We start from the raw sequence: 362 nt of genomic DNA on the forward strand, positions 1-362 counted from the left end.
TGAAGTCATATTTTCCAAATGCAGTGTCTTATAACCGTTTTGTAGAACTTGAAAGTCGCGTATTCTTCCCTCTCATGTTCTTCCTGAATCTCCGTGCTTTTGGCAGATGTACAGGTATAACCTTTGTTGATTCAACCATGATACCAATATGCCACAATCTCAGGCGTTATGCCAACAAAGTGTTCAAAGGCATTGCCACAGACGGAAAGGGAACAATGGGATGGTGTCATGGGTTCAAGCTACATCTGGCTTGTAATGATAGAGGTGAGATAATTGCTTTTGTTCTCACTGGTGCAAACGTTAGCGACAAAGATCCAGCGGTATTCGATGTATTGGCTAAACGTCTGTATGGCAAGCTGTTT

Annotated in this window: 1 protein-coding gene; it reads left to right on the plus strand. The window is 42.3% G+C overall.

Annotated elements, in window-relative coordinates; all coding sequences use genetic code 11:
* The coding region (locus ACTQ16_RS16870; RefSeq protein WP_441938595.1) for a transposase at positions 1–362 on the plus strand (362 nt) is incomplete at both ends.

The sequence above is a fragment of the Prevotella sp. LCP21S3_D2 genome, assembly GCF_052118345.1.
Taxonomy (GTDB): Bacteria; Bacteroidota; Bacteroidia; order Bacteroidales; family Bacteroidaceae; genus Prevotella.